The organism is Mesorhizobium cantuariense (genome assembly GCF_042647205.1).
Taxonomy (GTDB): domain Bacteria; phylum Pseudomonadota; class Alphaproteobacteria; order Rhizobiales; family Rhizobiaceae; genus Mesorhizobium; species Mesorhizobium cantuariense.
Map to the genome: position 1 here is coordinate 3,776,211 of NZ_JBHRVD010000001.1, position 22,974 is coordinate 3,799,184.

Genomic DNA, 22,974 nt, shown 5'->3' on the forward strand with positions numbered 1-22,974 from the left:
GTCAATCGACGGCGATGAGCGCGGCGGCCACGGCGCGCTCTTCCGCCAGAAGGACATTGTAGGTCCGTACCGCGGCGCCGGTCGACATCGGGTCGGACGCAATGCCTGCCGCCTTCAGCGCGGCCCGCAGTGCGGCGGGCAATGGCCGGAGATCCCTACCCATGCCGACCAGCAGGATCTCGACCTTGTCGGCCTCAGTCAGCAGCCTGTCGAAATCCGCCACCGTCAGCGCCAGAGGATCCGCCGGCTCCCAGCCATGGATGCCGGACGGCAGGCACATGAGCGAACCGCGATGCGACATGTCGGCAAAGCGGAACCCGCCATTGCCGTAGGCTTCGATCGGCGCGCGGCCTGGAAAATGCGCCTCGCGGATGACGATGCCTTTGCTGGTCACCGTTCTGTCACCCCCACGGGGCGGCGCGTCAGGTCGCGACCGCCTTGCCGCCATTGACCGGCTTCTCCTCGTCGGCCGAAGCCTGCGGCCGCAGCTTGAACAGGATCAGCAGCGGTGCGGCGATGAAGATCGACGAATAGGTGCCGAAGACAACGCCGAACAGCATGGCCATGGTGAACGAGCGGATCACCTCACCGCCGAACAGCACCAGCGCCAGCAGCGCCAGGATCGTCGTCACCGAGGTCAGCGTCGTTCGCGACAGCGTCTCGTTGATGGCGTTGTTCAACAGTTGCGGCAGCGGCATCCGCTTGTATTTTCGCAAATCCTCTCGAACACGGTCATAGACCACGATCGTATCGTTCAGCGAATAGCCGATAATGGTCAGGATCGCCGCCAGCGATGACTGGTTGAACTCCAGTCCGGTGATGACGAAGAAGCCAAGTGTCATCACCACATCGTGCACCGTCGCAACGATGGCGCCGACCGCGAACTGCCATTCGAAGCGGAACCAGACATAGATCAGGATGCCGAGCAGCGCGATCAGCATGGCGATGGTGCCTTGCTTGGCGAGTTCTCCGGAGACGGTCGGTCCCACCACTTCAACGCGGCGGAAGTCATAATTGTCCTGCAGTTCGCCGCGCACCTTGTCGATGACGGTCTGCTCGGCATTCTCGCCGCCATCCTGCGTCCCGACGCGGATCAGCACGTCGTTCGGCGTACCGAACTGCTGCACCTGGACTTCGCCGATGTTGAGTTCCGTCAATCTGGCACGGAGGTCGGCGAGGTCGGCATTGCCGCTCTTGGCCTGCACCTCGATCAGCGAACCGCCCTTGAAGTCGATGCCGTAATTGATGCCGACGGTCATGAACAGCACCACCGACAGGATCGACAGCGCGCTTGACAGTGTGAACGTCCAGCGGCGGATGCCCATGAAGGGGATCTTGGTGCCAGGCGGAACGAAGGTTACCGGGGCACGCGGCAACTCCTTTGGACGTGCCCGGCGCAGCCAGATCGAGACCAGCAGGCGGGTGAAGGTGAAGGCGGTGAAGACGGTTGTCAGGATGCCGATCGCATAAGTGATGGCAAAGCCCTTAACCGGCCCGGTACCGAGATAGAACAACACCACCGTCGCGATCAGCGAGGTGATGTTGGAATCGACGATGGTTGCCAGCGCCTTGGTGAAACCGGTATCGATCGCCTGAATCACGGAGCGGCCGGCGCGTCGCTCCTCGCGGATGCGCTCGTAGATCAGAACGTTGGAATCGACCGCCATGCCGATGGTCAGCACGATACCGGCGATGCCCGGCAAGGTCAGCGTCGCGCCAAGCAGCGAGAGCACACCGACGATCATCGCCACATGCACCGCCAGCGCAATGTTGGCGAGGAAGCCAAGGAAGCCGTAGGCGACGAACATGAAGGCGACGACGAGGATCGAGCCGATGATGCCGGCCACCTTGCCGGCATGGATCGAATCCTGGCCGAGACCGGGGCCCACTGTGCGTTCTTCGATCACCGTCAACGTCGCTGGCAAGGCGCCGGCGCGCAGCAGCACGGCGAGGTCGTTGGCGCTCTGGGCGGTGAAATTGCCGGAGATCTGGCCGGTGCCGCCCAGGATAGGCTCGCGGATCTGCGGCGCCGAAATCACCTGATTGTCGAGGATGATGGCGAACAGCTTGCCGACATTCTGCGCAGTGGCCTGACCGAAGCGCGCGGCGCCCTTCGAGTCGAAGCGGAACGACACCACCGGCTCGTTGTTCTGCGAATTGTAGGTCGCCTGTGCATCGACGAGGTTTTCACCCGAGACGATGACGCGGTTCTCGATCAGATAGGGAACCGGCGGATCGTCCTGCGAATACAGCACCGACGAACCGGCAGGCGGACGCCCATTGAGCGCGTCCTGCACCGGCATCGACTGGTCGACCATCTGGAAGGTCAGCTTGGCGGTCTGGCCGAGGATTTCCTTCAGCCTTTGCGGGTCCTGAAGACCCGGCACCTGGACAAGGATGCGGTCGTCGCCCTGCCGCTGCACGATAGGTTCGGTCGTGCCGAGTTCGTTGACGCGGCGCTCGACCACCTCGATCGACTGCGTCAATGCGGTCGATGTGCGATATTTGACGCCGGCATCGGTGACGTTGAACTTGAGCAGGCCGGGCTCGGAATCGTCGAGCGTCATTTCCTGGATGGAGCCGCCGGTGAACAGGCCGGCAGCGACCGGATCGGTCAGCGTCTTCAGCGCCGTCTTGGCGGCATCGACCTGGGCGGGATCGGTAATGCGGACCTGCAAGGTCCGTCCCGTGCCGGCAAGGCCGGTATAGCCGATCTTGGCGTCGCGCAGCAGCGTGCGGATCTCGTCGCGCGTCGTCTCCAGCCGGTCCTTGATCAGATCGTTCTGATTCATCTCCAGCAGGATGTGCGAGCCGCCCTGCAAATCGAGGCCGAGCGTCATCTGACGCTTCGGCACCCAGCTGGGCAGTTGGGCCAAGGTGCTTGCGGGGATGAGGTTGGGCGCGGCGAGGATCACTGTGATGGCCACGGCCACCCAGATCAGGATCATCTTGAAGCGCGAAAAATACAGCATATGGCGTCGTCCGTCAGAGCGTGTCTGCGGATTGCTCCGCCTAAAATTGGATTATTTCTTGGCGTTCTGGTTGGCCACCGGCTCGCCCTTGACGCGCACATCGGCGATCGTCGAGCGCAGCGCCGTCACCTTCAAGCCATTACCGAGGTCGATCTCGAGTTCGTTATCGTCGATCACCTTGGTCACCTTGCCGACAAAGCCGCCGCCGGTGACGACCGTATCGCCGCGACGAACCGCGGCCAGCATCTCGCCGCGCTTCTTCAGCTGCGTGCGCTGCGGCCGGATGATCAGAAAATACATGATCACGAAAATCAGGACAAACGGCAAAATGCTGATGAACATGTCGGGAGAAGCGCCGACGCCTTGGGCGTATGCCGGTGTCACGAACATCGAGGTACTCCTGAATTTTGAAAACAGCCGCCAATTTGGCGGCCCCTTGAAATTTGGCCGGAATATAGTCGGTAAAGTTGTCAATGCAACTGCGCGGCCGGCCAAATCGGCTGCTTTTCCGGCCTGTTGAGCCGTGTTAGAGCATGATCGCGAAAAGCGCGAGCCGGTTTGCGGAAAAGATCACGCTCGAACAAAAGGTTGCAACCGGTTTCGAACCCGACGGAATCGGGCAGGTTCACGCTCCCGCACGTCAAAAACGCGAAAACAAAAGACAGACATGACCGACAGCAGCATTGAAGCCTTGAACCAGAAACTCGACCGGCTGATCGAGGCGGTGACCCGCCTCGCCCCACCGCCCGTGCCCGAAACCGACCTCGGCGAGGCCGATTGCTTCGTCTGGCAGGCCGATCCGGGCTATCTGGAGCCGGTGCGCAAGGTCAACCGCGTCGACATCGGCCTTATCCGCGGCGTCGACCGCGTCCGCGACATCCTTGTCGACAACACCGAACGCTTCGCCGCCGGCTATCCAGCCAACAACGTGTTGCTGTGGGGGGCGCGCGGCATGGGCAAATCGTCGCTGGTCAAGGCCGTGCATGCCGAGATCAACGCCAGGACCAAGTCCGACCTGCCGTTGAAGCTGATCGAAATCCACCGCGAGGACATCGACACGCTGCCGAAGCTGATGGGATTGCTGAAGGCGGCCCGCTTCCGCTTCATCCTGTTTTGCGACGACCTTTCCTTCGACCACGACGACACCTCCTACAAATCGCTGAAGGCAGCGCTCGAAGGCGGCGTCGAGGGCCGCCCGGCCAATGTCATCTTCTATGCCACCTCAAACCGCCGCCATTTGTTGCCACGCGACATGATCGACAATGAGCGCTCGACCGCGATCAACCCGTCCGAAGCGGTCGAGGAAAAGGTGTCGCTGTCCGACCGTTTCGGCCTGTGGCTCGGCTTCCACAAATGTTCACAGGACGAATATCTCGACATGATCGATGGCTATATCAGCCATCATGGCCTTGTCATCGATCCCGAGCAGCTACGCGCCGAAGCATTGGAATGGGCGACAACGCGCGGCAGCCGCTCGGGCCGCGTCGCCTGGCAGTTCACCCAGGATCTGGCCGGACGGCTCGGTAAACCGCTGAAGGACTGACCCGTCTCGAAGCTGAAAAAGCCCGCCCCTTGCGGAGCGGGCTGAGCCGGCGGGCGGACTGGAGGTCAGACGTCCCGCAAATTGCTTTTTTTCTTCTATTCGAGATAACCCCCCGACTATTCGAGATAGCCGGAGGGATCGACCGGAGCCGAATTCTTGCGCACTTCGAAGTGCAGCTTCGGCGAGTCCGTCGTGCCGCTCATGCCCGACAGCGCGATCTCCTGGCCGCGCTTGACCTTCTGGCCGCGCTGCACCTCGATCGAGCTGGCGTGGCCGTAGACGGTGACGAGGCCATTCTCGTGACGCACCAGCACCGTGTTGCCGAATTCCTTGAGGCCGTCGCCGGCATAGATGACGACGCCATTCTCGGCCGCCTTGACCGGTGTGCCCGAGGGCACGGCGATGTCGACGCCATCCTTGCCGGAGCCGAAACCGGAGATCACGCGACCGCGCACCGGCCAGCGCATCTTGCCGATGCCGGTGGCGTCGGGCGCGACGGCGTCGTCGGCCTCGGCCTGCTGAATGACCTTCGAATCTTTCTTCGGCGGCGTGTAGGACGCCAGCGTTTCCGACGGCGTGGTCTTTGCCGCTGGCTGCGTCGTGGCCGTCGTCACCGGATCGATCTTGGCCGGCTTGGCGCTGGCGACGGTCGCGGTCCCGCCAGCCGGCACCTTCAGGGTCTGACCGATCTTGAGCAAGCCATCCTGCATGCCGTTTGCCTGCTTGATGGCGACGACGCCGACGCCGGTCTTTCTGGCAATCGAGGAAAGCGTGTCGCCCGACTGGACCGTATAGGTGCCAGCTGCATTGGTCGCCTTGGCCGCGGCTACCTGCGGCTTGGGCTCCTTGGGCTGGCTTGCCGCGGCCGACGTGTCGACCTGAGTGGCGGACTTGCCCTCCTTGAGCTTCGGCTGCTGCGGCAGAACGGCGACCTTGTCCGGCGCAGTCGCCGGCAGGTCGTGCTTGCCGTCTTTCGCCGGCTTGGCATCGGCGACTTTCGGCTCGCCCTTGCTCGAATAGGCATAGGCCGGGATGACCAGCTTCTGGCCGGTCTTCAGCCCCTTGGTCGCGCTCAGCCCGTTGACCTTCATGATCACGTCGGACGGCACCTTATAGCGCTGCGCCAGGCCGGAGATCGTTTCGCCGTCCCTGACGACGATCTCGGTCGCATGCGCAGTGCCGGAAGTCGCCACTCGCGGTTCATCGGGCTGCGCAACCTTGAACGGCGATGCCACTGGGGCGACGGTGCCGGTCGTGGTCCTGTCGACATGCGGCGCCGGAGCCAATGCGGTGCGGACCGGCTTTGAGGCAGGCGCCAGTGCGGGAGCCGGCTGCGCCTGGGCAACGGGTGGCGGCAGCGGCCGCGTCGAGACCGGCTCGAGGCTGGAGCGGCTGACCGATTGTGTGTGGCTGCCATCGATCGGAGCAGCCGCGACATCACCCGGATAGGGCTGCTGCACGGCGTCCTGCTTGTTGATGATGGCGCGCTGATTGTTGGTCGAGGATGTAAAGACGTCGTCGACGCCATTGAACCGCGAAACCTGGGAACTGCACCCCGCAGCAGCACCCGCGACCATCAGTATGGCGCAGCCTCGCGCCAGATTGCGACCGCTTGTCTTCAAAACACTGAGTTGCATCGCACTAACCCGCACATACCCGGTACAAACTAAGCATGATTAAAGCGCGTTAATGTTACTCGACGGTTAACCCCATGGAATCCGACGCAATTTTTCTTAAAATATTAGAGGACGAGCTGAAGGGAGATTTCAGGTCAGGCCAGCCGGAGTCGAAAACGGGCGCGCCAAGCGTTCGCTTGCAGCGCGGCATCACCTAAACATCGACATACGCTAGATAATAGCGGCGACACTGCGCAAGATCGGCTGCAGGCGAACGAGGCCGATATCCTCGCGCTCGAACCGGCTGCCGACCTTGGTCAGCTTGGCCAGCACCTGCTCGCCCTCCTCGGGTCCGATCGGGGCGATGACGATGCCGCCGCTCGACAATTGGTCGAGCAGGAAGCGCGGCAGGCTGTCGAAGGACGCCCATGCAACGATGCGATCGAACGGCCCTTCATTCGGCAGGCCGCCGGAACCATCGGCGTGGCGCACGATGACATTGCCGATGCCGAGCGCCTCGAAGCGCTGCCTGGCTTGCTCGACGAGCGTCTTGTAGCGATCGGTGGTGACGACCCGCGCCGCCAACCGCGACATCACCGCCGAGGTATAGCCGGAACCGGTGCCGATCTCGAGCACGCGGTTGCCCTGCTCGATGGTGAGCGCCGCGATCACTGCGGCCTGCATGTCGGCGCCTTCGATCGCCTCGCCGCATTCGATCGGCAGCATGCGATCCGACCAGGCGGTGGAATGGAACTGGGCACCAAGGAACCCGCGCCGCGGCGTCGCCTCGAAAGCCGCGATCAGCGCCTTCGGCACCGTTCCCCGGCCACGCAGGCGCAGCAGAAAGGCGGCAAAGCCTTCGCGGTCATCGTTCTGGAGGCCGTGGTTCATGCAAGCGCCTTGCTCAATTGGTCACGGATTTCATGCGCTGTGAGGTCGAGTTGCAGTGGCGTCACCGACACCAGCCTGTTGCGCAGAGCGTAGAGGTCGGTGCCTTGCTTGCCTTCGACCGGCTCGCGGCCGAAACGCAGCCAGTAGTAAGGCAGGCCGCGCCCGTCGCGGCGCTCGTCAACCCACAGGCTGTGCACGAGCTTGCCTTGCGAGGTGACCACTGTGCCGGCGACCTCCTCGGGAGTGCAGTTGGGAAAATTGACGTTGAGCAACACACCGTCCGGCAACGGTGTTGCGACCAGCTTCTTCAGGAGTGCCGGAGCCAGCGCCTCGGTCGTCTCGTAAGGCACGACACGATCCTCGCCGACATAGCTGTAGCCCTGGCTGAGCGCGATCGAGCGGATGCCGAGCAGTGCGCCTTCCATGGCGCCGGCAACAGTGCCGGAGTAAGTGACGTCGTCGGCGATGTTGGCGCCGGAATTGATGCCGGACAGGATCAGGTCGGGTGCGCCGGGCAGGATCTTCTTGACGCCCATAATGACGCAATCGGTCGGCGTGCCGCGCACGGCAAAATGCTTCTCGCCGATCTTGCGCAGCCGCAGCGGCTCCGAGATCGACAGCGAATGAGCATAGCCGGACTGGTCCTGCTCCGGCGCCACCACCCAGACATCGTCGGACAGCGTGCGCGCGACGCGTTCGAGCGACGCCAGGCCCTCGGCATGAATGCCGTCGTCATTGGTCAGGAGGATACGCATGAAGCCCCTTCGCAGAATTGGACTGACGGCAGCGCTCTATGGCGCCCCCCTCTGGCCTGCCGGCCATCTCCCCCTCAAGGAGGGAGATCGGCAGCTCGCTCGCCGCCGCGTTCCTTGTTACGCCAATAATTGGCGAAAGCCGCGACGACAGCGCAATCTCCCCACTAGAGGGGGAGATGTCCGGCAGGACAGAGGGGGGCGCGAAGGAACGCGACACTGCCAAGCTAGTCACTTTGATGACTCGATCTTTTCCAGGCCGCCCATGTAAGGCCGCAGCACTTCAGGAATGGTTACGCTGCCATCCTCATTCTGGTAGTTTTCGATGACAGCGATGAGAGCGCGGCCGACGGCAGTGCCCGAACCATTGAGCGTGTGGACGAAGCGGTTGCCCTTGCCGTCTCTGTCCTTGTAGCGGGCGTCCATGCGGCGCGCCTGGAAATCGCCGCAAACCGAACAGGACGAGATCTCGCGATAGGCGTTCTGGCCGGGCAGCCAGACTTCGATGTCGTAGGTCTTGCGCGCGCCAAAGCCCATGTCGCCGGTGCACAGCGTCATGGTACGGAACGGCAGGCCGAGCCGCTTCAGCACTTCCTCGGCGCATTGCGTCATCCGCTCGTGCTCGGCGAGTGAAGACTCCTGATCGGTGATCGACACCAGCTCGACCTTGTAGAACTGATGCTGGCGCAGCATGCCGCGCGTGTCGCGCCCGGCCGAACCCGCTTCCGAACGGAAGCACGGCGTCAGCGCGGTGTAGCGCAGCGGCAGTTTTTCATGCGCGGTGATTTCTTCGCGCACCAGGTTGGTGAGCGGGACTTCGGCGGTCGGGATCAGGCCAAGCCGGCCCTCCCCGTGTGACGTGAAGAATAGATCTTCCTCGAACTTCGGCAACTGGTTGGTGCCGAAGAGAACATCGTCCTTGACCATCAGCGGCGGGATGACTTCTTCGTAGCCATGCTCGGTGGTGTGCAGGTCGAGCATGAACTGGCCGAGCGCGCGTTCCATCCGCGCCAGCCCGCTTTTCAGCACGGTGAAGCGCGAGCCTGACAGCTTTGCCGCGCGCTCGAAATCCATCATGCCGAGCGCTTCGCCGATCTCGAAATGCTCCTTCACCCAGTTCGGCCGCGTCGGCACCTTGCCGACGATGTGCTTGACGACATTGTCGTGCTCGTCCTTGCCGACCGGCACGTCATCGAACGGCACATTGGGCAGCACCGCCAGCGCATCGCTCAGCGCCTTGTCGAGCTCGCGTTCTCGCGCCTCGCCATTCTGGATGAAGGTTTTTATCTCGCCGACTTCGGCTTTCAGCTTCTCGGCAAGGGCCGCGTCGCCCGAACGCATGGCGTTGCCGATCTCCTTCGAGGCGGCGTTGCGGCGCTCCTGCTTGGTCTGCAGTTCGGTGACGTGTTCGCGCCGCGCCTCGTCCGAGGCAATCAGCCCGTCGACCGTGGACTGCGCCTCACCCGCCGACCACGAGCGCTTGACCAGCGCCTCGACAAGGGCCTTCGGGTTGTCGCGAATCCATTTGATGTCAAGCATGGTTTGAACGCTCCTGGGTAGCATGTCGCCCAAAAGTGCGCAGCGGTTTTGGGACAACGACATGCTTCAAACAAAACTGAAACGCATCGCTTTGAGTGCGATGCGTTTCAGCCAGAGGGCGTAAACCGCATCTGAGATCGATGCAAGATGGGCTGGGCGGCGACTGTCTTTTTCCGCCGCTGCCGCCGCTCTGTTGCCTACGAGGCAGCCGGCGCCGGAGGCTCTTCCGGGGCTTTGTCCGCCACGGTCTCCGCCGCTTCCTGCTTCTCGCGCGCCACCCGCTGCTTTTCCTGATCGCGTTCGATCAGCCGGGCAGCCCAGATGGAGACCTCGTAAAGAAGGATGGTCGGGATGGCGAGGCCGATCTGGCTCATCGGATCGGGCGGCGTCAGTATCGCCGCGACGACGAAGGCAATGACGATCGCCCATTTGCGCTTCTCGGCCAGCCCCTTGGACGACAGCATACCGACCCGTGTCATCAGGCTGGTCACCACCGGCAACTGGAACACCAGGCCGAAGGAGAAGATCAGCGTCATGATCAGGCTGAGATATTCCGACACTTTCGGCAGCAGCGAAATCTGCACCTGATCGTCGGTGCCGGCCTGCTGCATGGCGAGGAAGAACCACATCACCATCGGCGTGAAGAAGAAATAGACCAGCGATGCGCCCATCAGGAACAGGATGGGCGATGCGATCAGGAACGGCAGGAAGGCGTTGCGCTCGTTCTTGTAGAGGCCGGGCGCGATGAACTTGTAGATCTGCGTGGCGATCAGCGGAAAGGCAATCACCATGCCGCCGAACATGGCGAGCTTGACCTGGGTGAAGAAGAATTCCTGCGGCGCGGTGTAGATCAGCTCGACCTTGTGCGGATCGAGCCCTGCCCATTGCGTCGCCCATTTGAACGGCACGACCAGCAGGTTGAACAGTTTCTTGGCGAAGAAGAAACAGACCAGGAAGGCAACGAAGAAACCGCCCAGCGACCAGATCAGCCGCCGGCGCAGCTCGATCAGATGCTCCATCAGCGGCGCCGACGATTTCTCGATCTCGTCCTTTTCGGTGTCCGAAACGCTCACTTGGCGGCTCCCGCCGTCTTCTTGGCCACCGGCTTCTTCGCCGGAGCAGGCTTCGGTTCGGCTTTCGCCACGGTCTTGGTCGCGATGACCTTGGCCGCGGCAGGCTTCGCGGCCTTGGGCGTTTCAGGCTTTGCCGCCGTCACGATCTTCGCGGGCGCCTTGGGCGCGGGAGCCTTCGCGCCATTTGCCGAAGCCTTGGCCGGTGCTTTTGCAACCGGTATCGTCTTTGCCGGCGCAGGCTTGGCTGCTTTCTTCGCCGCCGCGGACACCTTCGGCGCCACGACAGGTGCCGTCGACACTGACGACGTCACCACCGATTCGTCGGTCATTGCCGGGAAAACCGGCGCGGCTTCCGGCCCGTTGACGCCAGGCATGGTCGTTGCACCATTCTTCAACGGCTCGCCCGCCTGCGGGGTCGAAACGGCAGGGGTTGCCGGATCGGCTGCCGGCTTCGGCTTCATCGCCGAGTCGACGCCGGAGCGAACGTCGGCCGCAGCCTGTTCGAACGGATTGAGCTGCTTCCTGATCTCGGCCATCGGGCTCATGCCCCTGAGCTCGTCGACGGACTTCTTGACGTCGTCGAGCTCGGCTTCCTTAAGCGCTTCGTTGAACTGCTTCTGGAAATCGGACGCCATGGCGCGCAGCTTCGCCGTCGTGCGGCCGAAGGTGCGCAGCATATTGGGCAAATCCTTGGGCCCGACGACCACGATCATGACGATCGCGATGACCAGCATTTCGGTCCAGCCGACTTCAAACATGGCACTCTGTTCCGACTAGAACCCGTGGCTCAGCTCTTGCTGGCTTTTTCCTTCGCGGCGGTAACGGTCTCGTCGGCGCGATGTTCGACGGTGCGCTTGTCTTCGGCAACCTCGTCGTCGGCCATGCCCTTCTTGAAGCTCTTGATGCCCTTGGCCATGTCGCCCATCAGCTCGGGAATCTTGCCCCGGCCGAACACCAAAAGCACGATCACCAGCACGATCATCCAGTGCCAAATCGAAAATGAACCCATAGCAAATCTCTCTCGAATGTTTTCCCTGGCGATGATCTATGCGTTTTCGCGTTGGGATTCAAACACAACTGCGACAGAGTTTATGAAAGGGTGACGGATGTCACGCATTTTCGGCGTGATGGCCCGCTACGAATCCGCGCATCCTCGACAGACTGGCGGCCAATGCCAGTCAATCTTCCGTGACGCGTGGCGTCAGCAGGCCGAGTTCCTCGAGATCGATGTCGGTCAGCGCATCCTCGTCGTCGGTCAACGCGTCGGGATCGGCTGGCGGCTGCGGAATGGCGAAATTCGACGGCATGCGGCCTGAAAGCAGTCCCGCCCCTTTCAGTTCCTCCATGCCCGGAAGATCGCGGATCTCCTCCAGCGCGAAATGGTCGAGGAAGGTGTCTGTCGTGCCGTAGGTGACAGGGCGTCCCGGCGTCTTGCGCCGGCCGCGCATGCGCACCCATTCCGTTTCCAGCAGCGTGTCGAGCGTGCCTTTCGAGGTTTCGACGCCGCGGATGTCCTCGATCTCGGCGCGCGTCACCGGCTGGTGATAGGCGATGATCGCCAGCACTTCGAGCGCCGCGCGGGAGAGCTTCCTTTGTTGGACAGTATCCCGGCTCATCAGGAAGGCGAGATCGCCGGCCGTGCGGAACGCCCAGGCCTCGCCGATACGCACCAGATTGACGCCGCGCCGCGCATAGATCTGCTGCAGCTCGGCCATGGCCAGGGCGATGTTGATGCCATCCGGAAGACGTACCGCAAGCTGCTTTTCGCTGACGGGCTCGGCGCTGGCGAACACGATCGCCTCGGCCATGCGCACGGCCTCCGCCAGATGCAGCCGTTCGGCCGGGTTCTGCACCTGTTGCTCGGCCGGGTCCTGGGAAAGCGACTCCTCTTCGGGTTCGTCACCGACCTTGAACGGAATAACCGAAGCGTTGGCGCGTTCGCTCATGATGCCACCTCGACTGCCTTGATTGCCTGCGTGCGGCCGCGCAGATAGATCGGCGCGAACACTTCGTCCTGCCGCATGTCCATCGTGCCATCGCGCACCAGTTCCAGCGTGGCCGCGAAAGAGCTGGCGATCGCCGTGCGCCGTTCTTCCGGGCTGGTCATGTACGCGATCAGAAAACTCTCCAGCGTCGTCCAGTCGCTCACGGCCCCCACCAGGCGGGTCAAGATGTCGCGCGCGTCTTTGAGCGACCAGACACCGCGCCTGGCGATCGTCACATTGTTGATCGCCTGCTTCTGCCGCTGCTGGGCGTAGGCGGTCAAGAGATCGTAGAGCGAGGCCGAATAGGCGTTGCGCTTTTCGACGATGACCATTTCCGGCATGCCGCGCGCGAACACGTCACGGCCGAGCCGGTTGCGGTTGACCAGACGCGCCGAGGCGTCGCGCATAGCTTCCAGCCGCTTCAGCCGGAACTGCAGCACCGCCGCCAGTTCCTCGCCGCTTTCGCCCTCGTCGCCCGGCTGCTTTGGGATCAGAAGTTTCGATTTGAGGAAGGCCAGCCACGCCGCCATCACCAGATAGTCGGCGGCAAGCTCGAGCCTGAGCGCCCTCGCTGTCTCGACAAAGGTCAGATATTGCTCGACCAGCGCCAGGATCGAAATGCGCGCCAGATCGACCTTCTGGGTGCGGGCAAGATGCAGCAGAAGATCGAGCGGGCCTTCGAAGCCGGCCACGTCGACGACCAACGACGGGTCGCCGGTGACGCGTGAATCGTCATTCTCGGCCCACAGACGGTCCATCGGTGCGGCCTTTGCGGCCTTGCTTTCCAATGTTTCCGCCACTGCCTGTCACTTTCCTCTGTTAGGCCACCGCCTCGAAATAGGTGGCGAATTCAGCGCGTATTTCGGTTTCTTCAACCGTGTCGCGGTTCTTTATATAGGTCAGCGCCCGCTTTGCGCGCTCCAGCGACGTGCCCTCGAGCCCCGTGGTCCGCGATGCAATGCCCGCCATCTCCTCGAAAACGCCGTTGCAGTGAAGGACCAGATCGCAGCCCGCCGCAAGGATCGAGGCCGCCTTTGTCGGGAAATCCCCAGAAAGTGCCTTCATCGAGGTGTCGTCGCTCATCAGCAGCCCGTCGAAGCCGATTTCGCGCCGGATAATCTCGTCGATGACCTTGCCGGAGGTGGTCGCCGGGTTGTTGGGATCGATCGCGCTGTAGACGACATGCGCCGTCATCGCCATCGGCAGATGGTTGAGCTCCCGGAACGGGGCGAAATCATGCCGCTGCAGATCGCTGAGCGAGGCATTGACGACAGGCAATTCGAAATGCGTGTCGGCAAAGGCGCGTCCATGGCCCGGAATATGCTTCATGACAGGCAGCACGCCACCTGCCATCAACCCTTCCGCGGCGGCACGGCCAAGTTCAATCACCGGTCGCGGGTCCTTGCCATAGGCGCGCGCACCAATAACGTCGCTGGCGCCCTCGATCGGCACGTCGAGCACCGGCAGGCAATCGGCAGTGATGCCGTAACGCAGCAGGTCGAAAGCATGCAGCCGCGCCATAAGCCACGCCGCGCGGGCGCCGGCATCATGGTCGTCGCGCCACAGCGCACCAAGCGCGCCACCGGCCGGATAGTTCGGCGCCAGCGGCGGCCGCAGGCGCTGCACACGGCCGCCTTCCTGATCGATGAACACCAGCGCGTCCGGGCGCCCGATACAGTCGCGCATCGAGGCGACCAGATCGCGGATCTGTTCGGTCTCGCCGATGTTGCGCGCAAACAGGATGAAGGCCCACGGGCATTCGTTGCGATAGAAATTGATTTCTTCGCGGGTGAGCGATTTCCCGGCACAGCCGAGGATCATGGATTTTGATTCGGTCATATCGAGAGTCTAAAGCTTCGCGCGATCAAAGGGAATCGCCGGGATGACATACGGTGCAACGCCAGATCTGCTTTCCCCATAAAAAAAAGCCGGCGCGGTGACCGCGCCGGCTTTTGATTGGGTGGCTCCGGCTCTAGCGCGAGACGAAACAGTTGCCGCCGGCGGCCTTGTAGCTGGTGCACAAATTGATCGCGTCATTGCGCGACTGGGCCGGAACGCGCACACGGTAGAACGTGCCCTTGCCGGCGATCTCGGCCTTGACGATGTTGGCGGTACGCCCGGCAAGCACGCTGCCGTAGCGGCGCTGCAGATCCTGATAGCTCGACTGGGCGCTTTCGACCGTCGGCTGTGAAGCGATCTGCATCGACCATGAACCACCGCCGGTCGCGGTCGATGCCGGATCGATGGACGCAACCTGATCGGGCTTGACCTCGCCGACGACGTCGACCGGCTGGTCGGACGGGCGCTGCGGCGCGAGCGGAACCTTGGCCGGCGTGTTGGTCGACTGCGCCTTGGCCTCAGCCTTGGGCTTGGCTACCGGCTTGAGGGCCGGCTCGACGTCCGCCTGAGCGGCGACAGGCGCCACCGTGCCGGTCTGGTCCGCATCGGCCTGCGCCGACGGGGCAACATGCTGCGGCGCCGGGTCGACCGGCTCCGTTGCGGCCACTTGCGGGGCGGCGGGAGCCGGATCTTCGCGCGGCACCAACGAACCGTCCGATTTGACCACCATGGTCCTCACCTTGCGCGGCGCAACGGCGACGACATCGGCATTGGTGCCCTTGTCGGCATCCTGCAGCACCTGCGCGATGCGATCCTCGGACTTGGGTGCGGGCGCCGTGTTGTCGGCAGAAGCAGCGCCGGCCGTCGGTGCGGCATTGCCGTCATCGGTTCCAACGGCACCTGCGTTCTGGTCCGGCGAAAGATCGATGGCGCGGGCCGGGTCTTTCGCCTGGACGTCCACCGGCTCTTCGATGTTGGTGACCAGCTTTTCCTGAACCGGCTCGGCGGGCTTCGCGCCTCTGACCGCGTCGTAGACCTTGTTGTCCTGGTTCGGCACCACGGCTCCGCCCGGATTCTCGGGCTTGACCTTGATCGGCGCGTTGTCGGCCTTGACGATCACCGGCGCTTCGCTGCCGCCCTTGCCGCCGAAAGACAGTGCAAAGGCACCGAGGCCACCAGCCACCGCCACCGCGCCGACAATTGCGGCAATGAACAGGCCGCGTCCGCGCGAAGGCCTTGCGACCTCGCGTTCGCCGAGACCCGGAACAGCCATCGCCTCGTCAAGTTCAGGATCGTAGTCCAGTTCATCGACGGTGAAATCATCCGCCTGTGAAACCGGCTGGCTGCCAGGCAGATTGTCGAGATCGAAGCCATCGGAGGCATCGGCATAACCCGTGGGCGCCGCCGCGCGGGCAGACACGTCCATCGGCCGCGCCGCATAGGTCCGCGCCTCGGGCTGATAGCCAGGCTTGACACTGTCATAGCCCTGGCTGACACCGTCATAGCCCGGCTTGACGTCATAGCCCGGCTTGACGCTGTCATAGCCCGGCTTGAAGCCTGCGGCGTAGGAGTCATCGTCGTAAGACGCGCCGGCCACGTTGCTTGCGGGAGCGGCAGCAACCTCCACCGCATTCATCTCGGTGAGAAGGCTGGAGAACTCGGCATCGAGATCGTCATAGCCAGACGACGCCGGCTGATCTTCCTCGAAGTGCAGTTCCGGAATATCGAGATCGTCCGCCAGCGCCACGACACGCTCGGGCACATCGACTGTCTCGACATCGGGCATGTCTTCGTAACGCGCGGACTGCCGCGATTGCGGCTCGGACGCAGGGGCTGCAGGAGCGACAGTCTCGACTGGCTCGGTCGAACGGTAGGACGGCACCGCGGCTATGGATGCCATCGAAGCGGCCGGCTGAGCGCTAAACGCAGGCTGAGCGCTGAATGACGGCTGCTGCGGAACCGGCGTCACGCGGCTCCACGAACGGGCTGGCTCTGGCGGCGCGGAACGTTCCGCCAGCCAATCGAGAGAATCCGCCAAATTGTCCCGGGCCGCGTCACGCGGGTCGAGGCTCTTGGCCAAAGCCGCGTCGAACGCATCATTGTCGAAATCGATATCGCCCTGCCCGGCAGCATCCGGGCCCGGATCCTGGCCCTCAACTTCATCAAACAGACGATCGTCAAGATTCGCATCGGCCGCCTGCGCACCGCCAAGGTGCTGAGGCTGCTCGGACGCGGGTTCGTCAAGGTCCCAGTGGAGGTCGCCGACAAGTTCGGCCGGTTCTTCGGCGGCCTCTGCTGCTTCGGCGACAGGCGGCGGAGCGGCGACAGCTGGCTGAGCCGTGACGGGCTCCCTGGCCACCGGCGCCGTACGCGCGGTCATGGTGCCGAGCAGCGCATTCAACTCGTCTTCCAGGCTTCGTTCATCCGCTATCGGAGCTTGCACCGGCTCGGCCATATCAGCGGCTGGCGCCACCGGCTGGACCGGAGCGGCGGCAATTTCAGCGACCGGCTCTTCGATCGTCTCGGCAAACGTGTCGTCGAGATTCAGGTCGAAAGCATCATCCGATGCGCCTTCAGGGCTGGAAATCTCGCCCTTCGCGTCCGCGGTATCGGCAAGCCCATCATGCGCTTCCGGCTCCTCGAAGGCGACCGGCTCATCCGCGCGGCTATCAAAATCCATGTCGACATCAGCCATGGCATCGTCGAAGTCGCCGACAAAATTCTCGTCGGAGGCCTGGCCGTCACGCGCAGCCGCCTGCTCCGGCATGGGATATTCGACCGGATCGGCAGCCGTGTAGGACTGTTCCGCCGCCGAATGGTCGTCGAGCATCAGCTCGTCTTCGAGCGAGATCGCAGCCGCATCGTCGAATTCATGATCGGGAGCGGCCATCTCGACAGCAGGCGCGTCAGCGACGGCAACTGCGTTCTGGGCCTCTTCGGCTTCCTCATCGATCCGAAAGTCCTGGTCGAGCGACGCGGCAAGCTCGTCCGCCATCGGCTGATCGTCCTCGAAGGGCGAGACATCCTCAAGCGAACTGGCGACGGCATTGTCGAAATCGGACTCGAAAGCCGGCTCGACAGCTGGCGCAGTTTCAGCGCCGGCCGCATGGCTGGCGCCGGCTGCGTGGTCGTCGACTTCGTCCAAGTCCAGATGGAAATCGTCGTCGAGCGACACCGAAAGCTCGTCGTCCATTGCGCTGGCATCAGCCGCGTCGAACGCCGGCTCATGTTCGAATGTCGGTTCATGAGCCTCGGCAACCGGAGCGGCGTCGCTGTCGTCAGCGCCGAACTCGCCCATCATCTCCTTCTCGAGATCGATATCGAAATCGCCCTCTTCCGCCACGTGATCGGCGGCTGGGGCTTTCGGCTGGGCGGGCGACTGCGGCTTGACCGGCTGACGCGGGTCGAACCCCATGATCCTGGTCAGTTCCGCGAACGGATCATCGTCAGAGATGTCGTTGTTGTCGGCTACTCTCAGCTGGGTTCTGTCTGCCATTATTGTTCCCGAACTCGCACTCATTCGGACGCCATGGACGTCGCGTAGGGTTGGCCCTTACCAGCGCAATGTGGGCAAAAGGTGACAGGTTATTTAGTCAAACCTAACGCATTTCGGTGGGCGCAGCGGCTCCGATCAACGTCAGGCCGGACGTCAAAACGTCCGAAACAGCCTGCACCAGCCCTAGTCTGGCATGCGTCAATTGTCGGTCGTTAACCTTAACAAAACGTAAGTCCGGATTATCCGTGCCACGGTTCCAGTGTCCGTGGAAGCTGGAAGCCAGATCATAGAGGTAAAATGCCAGCCTGTGCGGCTCGAGCGCAAGTGCCGCGGACTCGATCAGACGCGGGTATTCGGCAAGCTTGCGGATCAGGCCGATCTCGCCCTCGTCGGTCAGCAAAGCCACGGCGGACGCCAGGCTGTTGCGGTCGAAATTGGCTTCGCCCAGCTGCTCGCTCGCCTGCCGGAACACCGAATGGCAGCGCGCCGAGGCGTACTGCACGTAGAACACCGGATTGTCCTTGGACTGCTCGGTCACCTTGGCGAAATCGAAATCCAACGGTGCATCGTTCTTGCGGTAGAGCATCATGAAGCGGATCGCGTCGCGGCCGACCTCCTCCACCACTTCGCGCAGCGTCACGAAATCACCGGACCGCTTCGACATGCGCACCGGTTCGCCATCGCGAAACAGTTTCACCAATTGGCAAAGCAGCACGGTGAGTTTCACTTCTTCGCCGGCAATCGCCCGCGCCAAGGCTTCCAGCCGCTTGACGTAGCCGCCATGGTCCGCGCCGAGCACATAGATCAGGTCGACAAAGCCGCGATCGACCTTGTCTTTCAGGTAAGCCACGTCGGCGGCGAAATAGGTGAACGAGCCATCGGACTTGACCAGCGCGCGGTCCATGTCGTCGCCGACCGCGGTCGAGCGGAACAGCGTCTGCTCGCGGTCCTCCCAATCGTCGGGCTTCTCGCCCTTGGGCGGCGGCAGCTTGCCCTTGTAGATATGGCCCTTCAGCGTCAGATCGTTGATCGCCGAGCGGATTTTCTTGGCATTGTCGGCGTGCAGCGTGCGTTCGGAAAAAAACACGTCATGATGCACGTTGAGCATCGCCAGATCCTCGCGGATCATCGCCATCATCGCATCGATGGTGCGATCCTTGACGATGGCGAGCGCCTCGTCTTCCGGCATCTGCAGAAGCGAGCCGCCGAACTCCTTGGCCAGCGCCTGACCGACTGGCACCAGGTAATCGCCGGGGTAAAGCCCGGCCGGAATCTCGCCGACATCATCGCCCAGCGCCTCGCGGTAGCGCAGCATGACCGAGCGGCCGAGCACGTCGATTTGCGAACCGGCATCGTTGATGACATACTCCTTGGTCACGTCGTAACCGGCGAAGGCCATCAGGTTGGCGAGCGCATCGCCGACGACGGCGCCCCGACAGTGGCCGACATGCATCGGCCCGGTCGGATTGGCCGAGACATATTCGACATTGGTCTTCCTGCCGCCGCCAACCGTCGAGCGGCCATAGTTGCGGCCCTCGCCAAGCAGTGCGGTCAGATGCGTCTGCCAGAAGCCGTCCTTGAGCCTGAGGTTGACGAAGCCTGGGCCGGCCACTTCTGTCGCGGCGACATCCTTGTCGTCACGCAGCGCCTGCGCCAGTCTTTCGGCCAGCGCACGCGGATTCTGGCCGGTCGGCTTGGCCAGCACCATCGCCGCGTTGGTCGCCAGGTCGCCATGGCTGGCGTCACGCGGCGGCTCGACGGCAATGCGCGACAGGTCAGGCGAAACGCCGTCATTGTCTTTCAGATCAAGCGCTTCGACGGCTTTTATGATTCGCGCGGTGAAATCGGCGAAGATGTTCATTTGTGTGACTCTGGGGTCTGGCTCTGGCGGCTTTGCAGCGAATCCGGCTCGTTGGCCGGCAAAATCGAGCCCGCCCTAGCTCAATTCAGGCGTATGGTCAAACAAACGCCGGTGTTCCTTGAGCGCGTAGGTATCGGTCATACCCGCCAGGAAGTCGGCGACGCTGCGCGCCTTGATGCGATCGTCGGCCCGATCCAGCCCCACGCGCCAGCCATCCGGCATGGCGCGCGGATCGGCGAAATAGGCGTCGAACAGATCGTTGACGATCTGCTCGGCGCCCGCCCGCACCCGCATCACCTCCGCGTGCCGATAGAGATGCTTGTAGAGAAAGGCCTTCAGTTCTTTCTCTAAGGCGGCCATTTCGGTCGAGAAAGCCACCATCGTCTCGCCCGCCGCTCTCACCGCATCGGCGCTCTGCGGCCTGATGCGTTCGAGATTGGCCGTGGTGGTGACAATGACATCCTCGACCATGGCGGTGATCTGCCGCCGCATCAGTTCATGGCCGGTGCGCACATCATCGAGGGAGGGATAGCGCGCGCGCACGCCTCTCAGAATGGTTCCGGGCAGCGAAACCGTCTCCAGCATGTCCAGCGTCAGCAGCCCTGCCCTCAACCCGTCGTCGATGTCATGCGTGTTGTAGGCGATATCGTCGGCGATTGCCGCGCATTGCGCCTCGATGCCGGCAAACCGGTCGAGTTCGAGATCGTGCAGCTCGGAATAATCACGGATCGCCTGCGGCACCGGCCCTTTCAGGCCTTTTCCGTTGACATCCGTCAACGGTCCATTGTGCTTGACCAGGCCTTCCAGCGTTTCCCAGGTCAGGTTCAGCCCGTCGAACTCGGCGTAGCGCGCCTCCAGCCTTGTCACGATGCGCAGCGATTGCGCGTTGTGGTCAAAACCGCCCCAGGCGGCCATCTTCTCGTTCAGCGCGTCCTCACCGGTATGGCCGAAGGGCGTGTGGCCGAAATCATGCACCAGTGCCACCGCCTCGGCCAGATCCTCGTCGCCGCGCAGCGCCCGTGCCAGGGCGCGCGCGATCTGCGCCACTTCGATCGAATGGGTCAGCCGGGTGCGGTAATGGTCGCCTTCATGCGCGATGAAGACCTGCGTCTTGTGCTTGAGCCGGCGGAACGCCGTCGAATGGATGATGCGATCACGGTCGCGCTGGAACGGCGTGCGGGTCGGGCTTTCCACCTCGTCGAACAGCCGTCCGCGCGACTTTGCCGGATCGCAGGCATAGGCGGCACGCGGCCGATAGCCGAATCCGATGTCGCCCAACTCATTGGTCATGATCGATGCCGCAGTTGACTTGCCCCGTCGCGCTTCATACCTATCATGTGAAACCGAAAGCAAGGTGACGCCCATGGGCGCGGATGCCAAGACTGCCATGAAAGTCGATATCACCGAGGCCGCCGCCAGGCGGATCGCCAAGATTGTCTCGGGCGAAGCCGGCAAGACGGCGCTGCGCGTGTCGGTCGAAGGCGGCGGTTGCTCGGGCTTCTCCTACAAGTTCGACTTGGTCGATACCCGCAACGACGACGACGTCGCCATCGAGAAGGATGGCGCGACGGTGCTGATCGACGACCTGTCGCTGGTCTATATGGGCGGCTCGGTGATCGATTTCGTCGACGATCTGATGGGCCAGTCGTTCCAGATCAGGAACCCGAACGCAGTCGCCTCCTGCGGCTGCGGCACGAGCTTTTCCATATAGAAATGCCTGCAATCGGCGCGGTCCGTCAGATCGCGCTGTCGGCTGGACGCAACCTCGACGCGACGCTGGCTTTCTGGCGCGACGTACTCGGTATGGCTGTCCACGCGCGCTTCGATCCGCCGGGCATCGCCTTCATCATGGCCGGCGATATCAGGTTGCTGTTCACCGACGGCATACCGGCCGGAACCGTCTATCTCGACATATCAGACCTCGATGACTTCCATGCTTCGGCGGTCGCCGCGGGCGTACCCTTCACCGCGCCGCCGACGCTCGTCCATCGCGATACCGAAGGCCAGTTCGGTCCGGCGGGGGAAAGCGAATGGATGGCCTTCCTAAAGGACCCGGCTGGCAATACGATCGGGTTGGTCGAACGCCATCCGCCGCAAGAGCCCAACAGAACAGCATCGAGACCGTCATGAAAATCGTCACCTGGAACATCAACGGCGTCCGCGCCCGCATCGGCAACCTGACCCATTGGCTGACCGAAAGCGCGCCCGACATCGTCTGCCTGCAGGAGATCAAGACGGTCGACGAGCAGTTCCCGCGCGCCGAGATCGAGGCGCTTGGCTACAATGTCGAAACCCATGGCCAGAAGGGCTTCAACGGCGTCGCCATCCTGTCGAAGCTGCGCTTCGACGAGGTTATCAGAGGCCTGCCCGGCGACGATGCCGACGAGCAGGCGCGTTTCATCGAAGGCGTTTTCTCGACCGACAAGGGCGCATTGCGCGTCGCCTCGCTCTATCTGCCGAACGGCAACCCGATCGATGACGAGAAAAAGTTCCCCTACAAGCTGTCCTGGATGGCGCGGCTGGAGCGTTGGGCGAAGGAGCGACTCGAGCTTGAAGAGGCCCTGGTGCTGGCCGGCGACTACAACGTCATTCCCGAGCCGATCGACGCACGGTTTCCGGAGAACTGGCTGGGTGACGCGCTGTTCCAGCCGCAGACGCGGCAGGCCTTCCGCCGGCTGCTCAACCTTGGCTTCACCGAGGCGGTGCGCGCGGTCACCGACGGACCCGACACCTACACGTTCTGGGACTATCAGGCCGGTGCCTGGCAGAAGAACAACGGCATCCGCATCGACCATCTTCTGCTGTCGCCGGAAGCCGCCAATCGGTTCTCGTCGGCCTCGATCGAAAAGCATGTACGCGCCTGGGAAAAGCCGTCCGATCACGTCCCGGTGGCGATCGATCTGGCTTTGCAGCCGGCCTGACAACGGCTAGAGCCTGTTCCATCCCGATGGAGTCGGGATGGGGCTCTATCCTCTTGTTTGAGCCTGATCTTTTCCGAAAACCGGCCCCCCACTTTTCGGGATCACGCTCTGAACCCTCATATCGCCACATTCGCGCCGTTCATTGCGGGTCAGCATGGCGGCTGGGGTTCCATGACCATACGATTTACTCTTTGTCCGATCGGCTTGGCATTTGCCATGGCCGCTCCTGCAGCGGCTCATGCCGATCAGGAATGCTTGGCCAATGGGAAATCTTACCAGATCGGTCAGGTCGCCTGCCTGACGATTGCCGACCAGAGCCATCTGGCTCGCTGCGACATGGTGCTCAACAACACCTCGTGGACGAAGGTCGCGGACAGCTGCCCCGCAAACACGATGGCACCGCACCCGTACGTCACGCCGATCTCGACGCCGGCGCCCAACATGGTGCCGACCGGGAACTGATCAAGATCGAAATCGAGTGCTTTT

At 62.9% G+C, this 22,974-nt stretch carries 22 protein-coding genes; 6 read left to right on the forward strand and 16 right to left on the reverse strand.

The window, feature by feature from the left end:
* Nucleotide 1: 1 nt before the first annotated feature.
* From ACFOJ9_RS18305 to yajC, 3 genes are read right to left on the reverse strand one after another with little or no spacing between them, the layout of a single operon-like run.
* Nucleotides 2-394: an Mth938-like domain-containing protein gene (locus ACFOJ9_RS18305; RefSeq protein ID WP_378980298.1), complete on the reverse strand. Its 393-nt coding sequence runs from the start codon at nt 392-394 to the stop codon at nt 2-4.
* A 28-nt stretch (nt 395-422) separates the two neighbouring features.
* A complete protein-coding gene (gene secDF, locus ACFOJ9_RS18310; RefSeq protein ID WP_378980299.1) occupies nt 423-2,972 on the reverse strand; it encodes a protein translocase subunit SecDF in 2,550 nt (849 codons plus the stop codon).
* Between the two features lie 51 nt (nt 2,973-3,023).
* Entirely contained in the window at nt 3,024-3,362 is a 339-nt protein-coding gene (yajC, locus tag ACFOJ9_RS18315; RefSeq protein ID WP_127270542.1) for a preprotein translocase subunit YajC, read from the reverse strand.
* Here yajC and ACFOJ9_RS18320 point away from each other — a divergent pair.
* Nucleotides 3,271-3,492: a hypothetical protein gene (locus ACFOJ9_RS18320; RefSeq protein WP_164778381.1), complete on the forward strand. Its 222-nt coding sequence runs from the start codon at nt 3,271-3,273 to the stop codon at nt 3,490-3,492. The genes yajC and ACFOJ9_RS18320 overlap by 92 nt on opposite strands.
* A gap of 147 nt (nt 3,493-3,639) precedes the next feature.
* Nucleotides 3,640-4,515, forward strand: coding sequence for an ATP-binding protein (locus tag ACFOJ9_RS18325; RefSeq protein ID WP_378980300.1), 876 nt, complete (start codon nt 3,640-3,642; stop codon nt 4,513-4,515).
* 116 nt (nt 4,516-4,631) lie between these two features.
* On the opposite strand, the gene ACFOJ9_RS18330 is transcribed toward ACFOJ9_RS18325, so the two are convergent.
* The 13 genes from ACFOJ9_RS18330 to ACFOJ9_RS18390 form a co-directional block, all read right to left on the reverse strand.
* Entirely contained in the window at nt 4,632-6,152 is a 1,521-nt protein-coding gene (locus tag ACFOJ9_RS18330; RefSeq protein ID WP_378980301.1) for a peptidoglycan DD-metalloendopeptidase family protein, read from the reverse strand.
* Nucleotides 6,153-6,362: 210 nt separating this feature from the next.
* The gene (locus ACFOJ9_RS18335) at nt 6,363-7,022 is read right to left on the reverse strand and encodes a protein-L-isoaspartate(D-aspartate) O-methyltransferase (RefSeq protein ID WP_378980302.1); all 660 of its coding nucleotides are present in this window, start codon (nt 7,020-7,022) and stop codon (nt 6,363-6,365) included.
* Nucleotides 7,019-7,777 (reverse strand): 5'/3'-nucleotidase SurE, encoded by a 759-nt coding sequence (surE, locus tag ACFOJ9_RS18340; protein WP_024503850.1) that lies wholly within the window; start codon nt 7,775-7,777, stop codon nt 7,019-7,021. Before surE ends, ACFOJ9_RS18335 begins: the two co-directional genes overlap by 4 nt.
* Nucleotides 7,778-8,005: 228 nt before the next feature.
* Nucleotides 8,006-9,313, reverse strand: a complete 1,308-nt coding sequence (gene serS, locus ACFOJ9_RS18345; protein WP_378980303.1) for a serine--tRNA ligase — start codon at nt 9,311-9,313, stop codon at nt 8,006-8,008.
* A gap of 197 nt (nt 9,314-9,510) precedes the next feature.
* A complete protein-coding gene (gene tatC, locus ACFOJ9_RS18350; RefSeq protein WP_378980304.1) occupies nt 9,511-10,386 on the reverse strand; it encodes a twin-arginine translocase subunit TatC in 876 nt (291 codons plus the stop codon).
* Nucleotides 10,383-11,144 carry a Sec-independent protein translocase protein TatB gene (tatB, locus tag ACFOJ9_RS18355; protein ID WP_378980305.1) on the reverse strand — a complete coding sequence of 254 codons (762 nt, stop codon included), beginning with the start codon at nt 11,142-11,144 and terminating at the stop codon, nt 10,383-10,385. Before tatB ends, tatC begins: the two co-directional genes overlap by 4 nt.
* Before the next feature lie 29 nt (nt 11,145-11,173).
* Complete coding sequence (locus tag ACFOJ9_RS18360; RefSeq protein ID WP_378980306.1) at nt 11,174-11,395, reverse strand: twin-arginine translocase TatA/TatE family subunit; 222 nt, start codon at nt 11,393-11,395, stop codon at nt 11,174-11,176.
* 169 nt (nt 11,396-11,564) lie between these two features.
* Nucleotides 11,565-12,332 (reverse strand): SMC-Scp complex subunit ScpB, encoded by a 768-nt coding sequence (gene scpB / locus ACFOJ9_RS18365; RefSeq protein WP_378980307.1) that lies wholly within the window; start codon nt 12,330-12,332, stop codon nt 11,565-11,567.
* Nucleotides 12,329-13,129: a segregation and condensation protein A gene (locus ACFOJ9_RS18370; protein WP_378987875.1), complete on the reverse strand. Its 801-nt coding sequence runs from the start codon at nt 13,127-13,129 to the stop codon at nt 12,329-12,331. The genes scpB and ACFOJ9_RS18370 overlap by 4 nt, the downstream gene beginning before the upstream one ends.
* Before the next feature lie 61 nt (nt 13,130-13,190).
* Complete coding sequence (nagZ, locus tag ACFOJ9_RS18375) at nt 13,191-14,210, reverse strand: beta-N-acetylhexosaminidase (protein ID WP_378980308.1); 1,020 nt, start codon at nt 14,208-14,210, stop codon at nt 13,191-13,193.
* Nucleotides 14,211-14,343: 133 nt separating this feature from the next.
* Complete coding sequence (locus ACFOJ9_RS18380) at nt 14,344-17,706, reverse strand: SPOR domain-containing protein (protein ID WP_378980309.1); 3,363 nt, start codon at nt 17,704-17,706, stop codon at nt 14,344-14,346.
* A gap of 103 nt (nt 17,707-17,809) precedes the next feature.
* On the reverse strand, nt 17,810-19,567 hold the full coding sequence (argS, locus tag ACFOJ9_RS18385; RefSeq protein WP_378980310.1) for an arginine--tRNA ligase: 1,758 nt from the start codon (nt 19,565-19,567) through the stop codon (nt 17,810-17,812).
* A gap of 75 nt (nt 19,568-19,642) precedes the next feature.
* Nucleotides 19,643-20,857, reverse strand: a complete 1,215-nt coding sequence (locus ACFOJ9_RS18390) for a deoxyguanosinetriphosphate triphosphohydrolase (RefSeq protein ID WP_378980311.1) — start codon at nt 20,855-20,857, stop codon at nt 19,643-19,645.
* 73 nt (nt 20,858-20,930) lie between these two features.
* On the opposite strand from ACFOJ9_RS18390, the gene erpA reads away from it, so the two are divergent.
* Genes erpA through ACFOJ9_RS18410 form a run of 4 tightly spaced genes read left to right on the forward strand, consistent with a single transcriptional unit; the run spans nt 20,931 to nt 22,950 of the window.
* Entirely contained in the window at nt 20,931-21,278 is a 348-nt protein-coding gene (erpA, locus tag ACFOJ9_RS18395; RefSeq protein ID WP_378980312.1) for an iron-sulfur cluster insertion protein ErpA, read from the forward strand.
* 2 nt (nt 21,279-21,280) lie between these two features.
* On the forward strand, nt 21,281-21,697 hold the full coding sequence (locus ACFOJ9_RS18400) for a VOC family protein (RefSeq protein WP_378980313.1): 417 nt from the start codon (nt 21,281-21,283) through the stop codon (nt 21,695-21,697).
* Complete coding sequence (gene xth / locus ACFOJ9_RS18405; RefSeq protein ID WP_378980314.1) at nt 21,694-22,488, forward strand: exodeoxyribonuclease III; 795 nt, start codon at nt 21,694-21,696, stop codon at nt 22,486-22,488. The genes ACFOJ9_RS18400 and xth overlap by 4 nt, the downstream gene beginning before the upstream one ends.
* A 57-nt stretch (nt 22,489-22,545) precedes the next feature.
* Nucleotides 22,546-22,950: a hypothetical protein gene (locus tag ACFOJ9_RS18410; protein WP_378980315.1), complete on the forward strand. Its 405-nt coding sequence runs from the start codon at nt 22,546-22,548 to the stop codon at nt 22,948-22,950.
* Nucleotides 22,951-22,974 lie beyond the last annotated feature (24 nt).